The 7,585-nt window shown below is 67.4% G+C and carries 7 protein-coding genes; 4 read left to right on the forward strand and 3 right to left on the reverse strand.

The window, feature by feature from the left end; genetic code table 11:
* The first annotated feature begins 12 nt into the window (after window positions 1-12).
* The gene (locus VEY12_05315) at window positions 13-939 is read left to right on the forward strand and encodes a TIGR00269 family protein (GenBank protein HYM39548.1); all 927 of its coding nucleotides are present in this window, start codon (window positions 13-15) and stop codon (window positions 937-939) included.
* A 12-nt stretch (window positions 940-951) separates the two neighbouring features.
* Here the strand turns inward: VEY12_05315 and VEY12_05320 are convergent, their stop codons facing one another.
* Entirely contained in the window at window positions 952-2,250 is a 1,299-nt protein-coding gene (locus VEY12_05320) for an adenylosuccinate synthase (protein ID HYM39549.1), read from the reverse strand.
* A 175-nt stretch (window positions 2,251-2,425) separates the two neighbouring features.
* On the opposite strand from VEY12_05320, the gene VEY12_05325 reads away from it, so the two are divergent.
* The gene (locus VEY12_05325) at window positions 2,426-3,151 is read left to right on the forward strand and encodes an ATPase domain-containing protein (protein ID HYM39550.1); all 726 of its coding nucleotides are present in this window, start codon (window positions 2,426-2,428) and stop codon (window positions 3,149-3,151) included.
* Window positions 3,152-3,208: 57 nt separating this feature from the next.
* On the forward strand, window positions 3,209-4,924 hold the full coding sequence (locus VEY12_05330) for a DUF835 domain-containing protein (GenBank protein HYM39551.1): 1,716 nt from the start codon (window positions 3,209-3,211) through the stop codon (window positions 4,922-4,924).
* Here the strand turns inward: VEY12_05330 and VEY12_05335 are convergent.
* On the reverse strand, window positions 4,848-5,060 hold the full coding sequence (locus tag VEY12_05335; GenBank protein HYM39552.1) for a hypothetical protein: 213 nt from the start codon (window positions 5,058-5,060) through the stop codon (window positions 4,848-4,850). The two genes, VEY12_05330 and VEY12_05335, sit on opposite strands and share 77 nt — an antisense overlap.
* Window positions 5,061-5,186: 126 nt before the next feature.
* On the opposite strand from VEY12_05335, the gene VEY12_05340 reads away from it, so the two are divergent.
* A complete protein-coding gene (locus tag VEY12_05340; GenBank protein ID HYM39553.1) occupies window positions 5,187-6,248 on the forward strand; it encodes a hypothetical protein in 1,062 nt (353 codons plus the stop codon).
* Between the two features lie 11 nt (window positions 6,249-6,259).
* Here the strand turns inward: VEY12_05340 and VEY12_05345 are convergent, their stop codons facing one another.
* Entirely contained in the window at window positions 6,260-7,378 is a 1,119-nt protein-coding gene (locus tag VEY12_05345; protein ID HYM39554.1) for a hypothetical protein, read from the reverse strand.
* Window positions 7,379-7,585 lie beyond the last annotated feature (207 nt).

The raw sequence follows: 7,585 nt of genomic DNA on the forward strand, positions 1-7,585 counted from the left end.
CCTCCCGCGGGCGTGGCCTGCGACCGCTGCGACGCTCCTCCGGTGATCTTCATCCGCTACAGCGGCGCCCACCTGTGCGCCGCGCACTTCCGGGAATACGTGGAGCGCCGGGTGAAGCAGGAGATCCGCCGCGAACTGGATCTTTCCGGGGGCGCGACGAAGATCGCGGTCGGTCTCTCCGGGGGCAAGGACAGCAGCACGACCCTGGTCCTCCTGCACGACTACCTGGGACGGCGGACGGACGTGACCCTGGAGGCGATCACGGTCGACGAGGGCATCGCGGGGTACCGCCCGCCGAGCCTGGAGACCGCGAAAGCCCTCTGCGCCCAGCTGGGCGTGGCGCACCACGTGGTCTCCTACCAGGACACGCAGGGCTTCGAGATGGATCGGGTGGTCCGCCTCGATCCGGACGCGATTCCGTGCAGCTACTGCGGGGTCTTCCGCCGGCACGCGCTCAACGAGACCGCACGGGAAATCGGCGCGGACTTCCTCGCCACCGGACTCAACCTCGACGACACCGCGGAGTCCATCCTGATGAACGTGGCCCGCGGGGACGTGGACCGGCTCGCGCGCCTCGGTCCCCACGAGCACGTCCAACCCGGCCTCATCCCGCGGCTCCAACCCCTCCGCATGATTCCCGAGCTCGAGGCCTACCTGTACGCATTCCTCCGGCAGATCCCGTTCCACGACGCGGAGTGCCCGTACGCCGCGCGCGCCCAGCGCGGCCGCTTCAAGGAGCTCCTGCATCGGCTGGAGGGAGACAGCCCCGGTACGCGGCACGCGATTGTCCGCGGGTACGACGGGCTCCGCCCGGCGCTTCAGGCCGCCTGGCCTCCCGCTTCCTTGCGCGCCTGCGCGCGATGCGGCGAGCCCACGATCCACGACCTCTGCAAAGCCTGCGAGCTCCGGGGGCGGCTCGAGTCCTTGGCCGCCACCTAACGCCCTGCGGTCTCAGCGGCGGAGGAACATGGTCGCCGCGCGCGAGCGGCCGACGGATGCGATGTCCACTCGGACCTTGAGCGCGGATTCCAGGAACGCGAGATATCGGCCCATCGCCGCGGGAAGGCCGCGCCGGCCTTTCTTCGCGACGCCGATCCACGCGTCCTCAGAAAGTTCGGGCCAGCCGCGGAAGTCCCGGTACACGGGCTCCGCCTCCGCGAGGATCTTCGTCGAGGCGGGGAAGTCCTTGAGCGTGGACCTCTTGTGGCGATACACCGTGCATACGCGGACCTTGTCGAGTCCCCCGAGCACGTCGAGCTTGGTCACCGCTAGCCCGGTGAGCCCGTTCACCCGGACCGCGGTTCGGAGCATGACGAGGTCGATCCAGCCCACGCGGCGCGGCCGGTGCGTCGTGGTCCCGTACTCTCCGCCGCCCGTCTCTCGGAGGTGCGTGGCCACGTCGTCCTGCTGCTCCGTGGGGAAGGGTCCCGCCCCCACGCGGGACGTGAACGCCTTGGCCACGCCGATGATGCGGTCGATGTACGCGGGCGAGACCCCCGCGCCCGTGGCCGCGGCCCCGGCCGTGCAGTTGCTCGAGGTGCCGAACGGGTAGATCCCGTGGTCGATGCAAAGGAGCGTTCCCTGTGCGCCCTCAAACAGGACGCGCCTCCCGCGGCGGAGCAGGCCGTCCAGGAGGACGGACGTGTCCGTCACGTAGGGCGCAAGCCGCTTCCCGTAGAGCTCGTACTCCGTGTAGATGCTCTCCAGGTCGAGCACGTCGCTTCCGCCGTACGCCTGGATGAGCCGCTGCTTGATGGGCACGACGAGGCTCAATTTCTCCCGCAGCACATCGGGGTCCACGAGGTCGCACATCCGCAGGCCCCACTTGCCCACCTTGTCCTCGAACACGGGCGCGATCCCGCGGCGTGTGCTCCCGGCGGCGAGGTTGCCCTTGAGCGTCTCCTCGAGGCCGTCGATGATCTTGTGGTACGGCAGGACGACATGCGCGCGGTCCGAGACGCGGAGGTTCTTCGCGGGATGGCCGCGAGCCTCCACCTCGTCGATCTCCTTGAGCAGTTGGCCGGGCTCCACGACCACGCCGCCCGCGATCACGTTCAGCGTGCGGCGGCGTAGGATCCCGGACGGGATCAGATGAAAGGCGAAAAGCTCGTCCCCGACCTGGACCGTGTGGCCCGCGTTTGCCCCGCCCTGGAATCGCACGACGACGTCCGCGTGCTCTCCGAGGAAGTCGATGATCTTGCCCTTGCCTTCGTCCCCGAACTGGGCGCCCACCACGGTGGTCGCGGGCATGCCGAACCCCGGCGGGAGGATGGTCCCGGAGATAAGGAGCTTTCGCCCGCCAGGCCGCGCACTTCCCGGTCCCGGGTGAAAACGGGACCATGTGACCCGTGCGGCGCGAATGTATATATCCGCACGACCCCTTCGCCGTGCTAGGGTCCGTCACGGGCCGGGGAGTGAGGGTTCCTTGTCCGGAGTTCCACCACTGGACAGTCGCGTTCCCACGCGGATTGCCGGCCTCGATGAGCGCCTCGGCGGTGGCATACCGCGCGGTCACATCGTCCTCGTCGCCGGACCGCCGGGCTCGTTGAAGTCCACGTTCGCGTACCGCATCCTGTACCACGAGGCCAAGGACCACGGCGCGTCCAGCCTGTACCTCTCCATGGAGCAGAGCCGCGGCTCCCTCGTGGCCCAGATGGCCTCCCTGGGCATGGACCCGGAGCGCGTGAAGGGCGTGCACATCATCGACGTGCGCGCGCTGCGTCGGGAGATCGAGGATCTCCGGGAGCAGCCGCGGTGGCTCCTGGGCCTCCGCCGCCAGCTCGGTCGCTACAAGGAGGAGATGGGCTGCGACCTCCTCGCCATCGACAGCCTCGACGCCCTGTACGCCCTCACGCCCATGGACAACCCGCGGAACGAGGTGTTCCATTTCTTCGAGGAGCTGCGGGAGCTCGAGGCGACCACGTTCCTCGTCTCCGAGATGGCCCGGGACAGCGTCCGCCTCGCGCACCACGGCGTCGAGGAGTTCCTCGCGGACACGATCGTCCACCTCCGCCTCCGGGAGATCGACATCGGGATGAGCACGTCCGTGCGCCGGTACATCGGCGTGGTCAAGATGCGCGGCGTGGACCACGACCTGGACTACTATCCGCTCCTCGTCGAGGACAACGGCCTCGAGATCGTGTCGGAGTGAGACCACGGCGCGGGTGGGAGCCTGAACCTGCTCGGACCGGGGCTGTCCCTCGCGGCCCTGGGCGTGAGCGCGTTCCTCGCGGTGTACGTCCTCGGGACGCGTCCGCGGGCGGCGCCGAACCGGGCGTTCTTCGCCTTGATGATGACCTTCGTGTGGTGGGACGCCTGCGAGGCGGTCGAGCGAGCGATCCCCTCCGGCGGGGCGCCCGCCTTGGTCTATCCTTGGGTCCAGGGCGTCTGGCTCGGGATCAGCGCGGTGCCCGCCGCCTTGATGTCCCTGGCCCTCGTGTACCCGGAGAAGCGTCCCTGGTTCCGCCCGGCGTACGTGCCTCTCGTGTACGCCCCCGTCCTCGGATGGGCCTACCTGATCTTCGGGACCTCGCATCTCATCGCGGGAGTGGGACCCGGGTTCCTGGGTCCGGACGCCCTCGTCGGCGATGCGTACCCGGTCTTGGCCTCGCTGTACGCGGCATGGTTCTACCTCAGCGTCGCCCTCTTCGTGTCGGATTGGTGGCGGGTCCGCGGGAGCAACCTGCGGCGAATGCAAGGGGTCGTCGTCCTGGGCCTGCTCCTGGGGTCGATCCCCGCGGGCTTGACGGAGATCTTCTGGCCCTTGCTCAACGGCTTCACGACCCGCGTCGGCTTCGGTTCCCTGTACACCTTGGTCTGGTCCGTCTTCCTCGCCTTCGCGATCGCGCGCTACCGCTACCTGGTGATCGAGCCCGTCACGGAACCCCTGGCCGGCGCGCCCACGCGGCATCCGCTTTCGCGGGGTTTCAACTACCTCGTCCTCGAGCCGGGCCGGGCCGCGGGGATGGGCGCGTTCCGGGAGATCGTCTCCACGACGCCCGGCCTCTGCGTGACGGGCCTCGCGCCCTCCCGGGTGGCGGAGCGGTTCGGGCTCGCGCGCACGCCGATTCTCTGGATCACGAGCGTCTCCTCCGAGGAGCGGACCGTCCGCCCGCAGGCGCTCGATTTCGAGCTCGTCCACACGGTCCTCAAGTTCCTCCGAGAGAATCCCGGGACCGCGGTCCTCCTGGACGACCTCGACTTCCTTGCGTCGGTCAACGGCTTCGACGCGGTCGCCCGCTTCCTGAAGCGCGTGGCGAACCAGGCGAGTTCGTCGAACGGGACCGTGATCGTCACCGCGGGCGACGGGAGCTTCACGCCGGAACAGGTCGCCATCCTGAGCGGGTGCGTGGACCACGTCCTCGAGGTCCGGGAGCTCTCGAACGGAGTCGTGCCCCATGCGCAGGACCACGCGCTCCTCTTCCTCCCGGCCCAGGATGTGGCGTCCCTCCTTCCCCTCGTGTCCGCGGGCCGCGGCCTCGTCGTGACCACGGAGCATCCCTCGAAGGTCCGGCGCAAGTTCCGTGAGGGCTTCGAGATCCTCTGGATCACGGAGCATCCGGAACCCGGCCAGGCGTGCGCGCGGCCCACGGCCTTGGACACGGAGGCACGGCGTGCGGTCGCGGCCTACCTTGCGTCCCACCCCGGCGACCCCATCGTCTTGGCGGCAATCGAGCAGATGGCGCTCTTCGCGGAATTCCGCGCCCTCCTGGCGTTCGTGAAGGACACGGTGGACGCGGCCGCCTTGCGGGAGAGCCGGGTGATCGTCACGATCAGCCCGAGCGGGCTCCGCGGGCAGGAGGTCGCCATGATCGCGCGCCGGCTCGACGTTCCGGCGGGGCCGCTCCTCAGGAGCTTTCCGGCCGGAGCGCCGACCACAGCCGCTCCTGGAAGTCGAACTCCGATTCGAGGACCCGTTTCATGAACAGGACGATCTGGCCCTGCGGGTCCAGTCCGTTCCGGGCGCAGTACTCCCGGAAGCGTCGGAGGACCTCGGCCTCCACGCGGATGTTGTACTGGACCTTCTCCCTCCGTGCCAGGGGCGGGGTTTTCGGGGTCACGAAACCGAGAAGGGCGTCCCGCTATTTCTACATTTAGTAGCATTTGCTATTTTTTTCTACGGATGATAGCCATTAAGTAATTGATAATCACATCTGGGAATGAGTGGGAGAGGAGGAGACCACCAGATGACCGAGGCTTTCCCCGCCCGGAACCGGCCGGCCACCCCCGAGGAACCAGGACTGGAACCCCCTGATTCGACGGTATCTGGAGCCACGGACGCCGACCTCCAGGCGGACCTCTTCGAGTCCCTGGTTGAGTCGGCGGACTACGTGGACGTCCGGAAACCACTCCCGGCCCGGAGTGGGGGGGCACTTCAGCTGGCCACCCCCGAGGCGATCCGGGACGCCTTCGTCGCTGCGTGGGAGGGCCTCTCCCATTCTCTCAGCCTGCGCATCGGCCCGAACCGCGCTCTGGACAGCGTGCGAGACCTCGTCCTCTACGACATCCCGGACGGAACACGGTCCACGCTTTCCGTGCCCGCCACGATGGACGTCGAGACGGACGCGGGGATGTACTGCCTTGCCCTCGTGCACACCCTGGCCTCACTGGGCGCGCAGCGCGCGGTCCTCCTCACCCACACGATCTACAACCGCGAGCGCGGACCCGAAGACACGAAGCGCTTCCTGGAGATCATGGCCCACGGCGTCGAGCCATTCCGCGGCTACGCGCGCCGCCACAAGATCCGGATGAACCTCCACGGGATGCACGAAGGCTACGAACTCAGCCCGCTCCTGTCCAAAGCCTTCCCGCCTCCCACAACCGCCAAGTTCGACGCCCATTTCCTCCTGGAGTACGAGGAGGAGTGGTTCCTGACGGAGCAAGGCCGCGCCCTGCTCGAGGCCCTGCCCGAGATCGACGTGGTCGTCCGCCACACGAAGCTCCAGGTGAGCGGCGGCTGGATCCCGATCCGCATGCGCAAGTCCGCGTACCTGTACTCGCAGAACGGGAGCCTGAACTCGAACTGGTCCTACGACGAGTATGCGGCCATGGTCGCCGTAGCGTGCCTCGCGAAGCTCTTGCACTCCGGGGAGGCGCTGAGCAAGAAGTACGTCTCCATCGATGAGATCAAGGACCGCTACCTCCAGCGCGAGCTCAAACTCCAGCAGCGGGTGGTCCGGCTCAAGGAGAAGCCGCGCAAGCTCTTTGTCGTCGGTTCGCCGACGGGCTTGGTCCAGGTGTACCTGTAAGCGCGGCAACCCTAGCCGGTGAGGATGGAGTCCAGCAGGGCATCGACGCCTACGGCATCCGCCGCCATGCCGCGCCATCGGGAAAGCGGTTCCTGGTTCGCCTTCTCGAAGGCCGTGAGCCGTTCGATGACCTTGCGACGCAGCTGGTCGTTCTCCTGGCCGCCGATGACCAGGGTGAGGTATGTGTGTCGCCCTCGCTCCATGACGAGCGTGAACTCCCCGTGGCGGATGGACTTGAGCCACTTCCCCCGCAGCGTGGGGAACGAGGTGCGCATGAAGTTCTGGATGACGTCCAAGGTCGCACTGAAGGCGTCGGCGTCGATCATCTGCTCCTCGGGCTGGATCTTGGACCCGATCAGCGTGCCGTCGCTGTAAGTCAGGAATGCGCCCTTGACGTCGTACTGGGACTCCTTCCGCCGAAGGACCATGGTATTCAGGCGGGAGAGGGCGCTCGGCGTGGTCGCGTAGAATACGAGGAGGCCAGGCAAGCCCAGGGTGCTTGAGAACAACGGAGGCACCCGGTATCCCGTGACGGCAAGGTAGGCGTTCGATGCGGCTCCCACCGCGGCCGCGACTGCGAGTCCAAGCAGGGTCAACCCGATTCGGCGCGCCACCTTGGGATTCTGTGGGCGAATCTCCAGGTACGTCCGGAAGACTCCGTAGAACCCTCCACCCATGAGCCCGAGCATGAGAAGGATCCATGGGTACAGCCAGGTGGGATTGTACACGGGAACGTACGGCGCCCCACTCCCTGTGCTCGAGATGCTCTGGAAGTCCGTGAACATCATCTCGTAGAAGGTGATCACGAAGAACGCGACGGGCACGATGCTCACGAGCAGGACCGCGCGAAAGCGCCGGTAGAGGCTCATCCCGTAGAGGAAGATCAGGAAGCCGCCGAACGTGAGACTGCCCAGGGACACCGTCGCCGCGACCTTCGCGTCGCTGGGGTTGCCCATGCTGAAGAAGACCGCGTCGCTCAGGGCGTACGACCCTGTGGCTGCGCACAGGCCGAGGAAGAAGACCTCCGTCCACGTCCGGTAGCGTTCGAGGCGCACGAGGTACACGGACAGGGAGAACCAGATGGCCGCACTTACCAGAGGAGCCCACGTCAGGTACCCAAGCGCGGCCATGCGACGCTCCCCTAGTCCAGTATTCTCTGTGCGAGCCTAATCAACCTGTGCACTCCCGCGGTATCACGTCTGCTCGAGGAGGGAGCCCAGGAGGACGTCCGTGCCGATGGCTTCCGAGGGCATCCCGCGCCAGTCCGCGAGCACGGGTTGGTTATCGTGCTCGTACTTCAAGAGTAGTTCGCGCATGTGTCGTCTGAGCTGGTCGTT

This window comes from Thermoplasmata archaeon, from assembly GCA_035632695.1.
Taxonomy (GTDB): Archaea; Thermoplasmatota; Thermoplasmata; order RBG-16-68-12; family RBG-16-68-12; genus RBG-16-68-12.